Annotated in this window: 1 protein-coding gene and 1 pseudogene; both read right to left on the minus strand. The window is 72.9% G+C overall.

The window, feature by feature from the left end; all coding sequences use genetic code 11:
• Positions 1-630, minus strand: a pseudogene (locus ACFXKA_RS43185) (hypothetical protein); the annotation flags it as partial.
• Positions 631-635: 5 nt separating this feature from the next.
• The coding region (locus ACFXKA_RS43190) for a hypothetical protein (protein ID WP_379431941.1) at positions 636-1110 on the minus strand (475 nt) is incomplete at its 5' end.

Genomic DNA, 1110 nt, shown 5'->3' on the forward strand with positions numbered 1-1110 from the left:
GACGGGTACTTGTGCGGGTACGGGTACGGCTTCGGCTGCAACGGGTTCGGCTTCGGGTTCCGGATCGGGATCGGGGGTCGCGACGGGTGCCTGTTCGACCGTCTGCTCGACGGGGGCGGGCGCGGGGGCGGGGACTTGGGCCGGCGGTGCGGGGGTCGGCGCCGGGGCCGGGGTCGGCTCCGGCGTGCGGGCGGGCGCCTCCCGTACGCGCTCCGCATCCGCATCGGCGCGCTCCCGCTCCCGCGCATGCTCCCGCTCCCGGAGCCGTACCGTACGCAGCGCCCGCCAGCGGACCACCACGCCCAGCACGAACACCGTCAGCACCGCCGCCACCATCAGCTCGCCGATGAACAGGCCCCAGAACAGCCCGTATCCGGAGAGCTCGCCCGCCGGGGTGCCCGGCCAGGCGGCGGGCAGGTCGTGCGGCGCCGAGACCAACTGCCGTATGGCCGACGGCGTACGGGTGAAGGTCACCGAGTCCGGCCACGAGCCGCGCGCGAAGAGCGCGGCCAGGCCCGTCGCCGTCCACACGAACAGGGTGATCCCGAGCAGGAAGCCGAGCACGCCGAGGATCAGACCGTCCGGGATCCCGCGCTGCGCGCCGGGACCGGGCCCGCCTCCCGCCGCCATGCCGCTCACGCCACCGTGGACTCGGAGGACGCGTTCAGCCGCTGCTGTTCCATGAGGATCGCGCGCTGTTCGGCCTCCCACTCGGCGGCTCTCACGTCGTCGGGCAGCCCGCCGGTCATGGCGTCGGCGGTGTCCGAGGCATCCGACGCCTGGCTGTTCTCCGTCATGGCGCGGTCGGTGAAGACCAGTGGGCGCTCCGCCTCGGTGACCAGGTGTTTGACCACCTGGACATTGCCGTTGACGTCCCACACCGCGATACCGGGCGTCAGGCTCGGGATGATCTCGACCGCCCAGCGCGGCAGCCCGAGGACCTGGCCGGTGGCCCGTGCCTCGTCGGCCTTCTGCGCGTAGATCGTTCTGGTCGACGCCATCTTGAGGATGGCGGTGGCTTCCTTGGCGGCGGCGCCGTCGACCACGTCGGAGAGATGGTGGACGACCGCCACGAACGAGAGCCCCAGCCGGCGGCCGAACATCAGGAGC

It is taken from the genome of Nocardia sp. NPDC059228 (assembly GCF_042754245.1).
Classification (GTDB): domain Bacteria; phylum Actinomycetota; class Actinomycetes; order Mycobacteriales; family Mycobacteriaceae; genus Nocardia.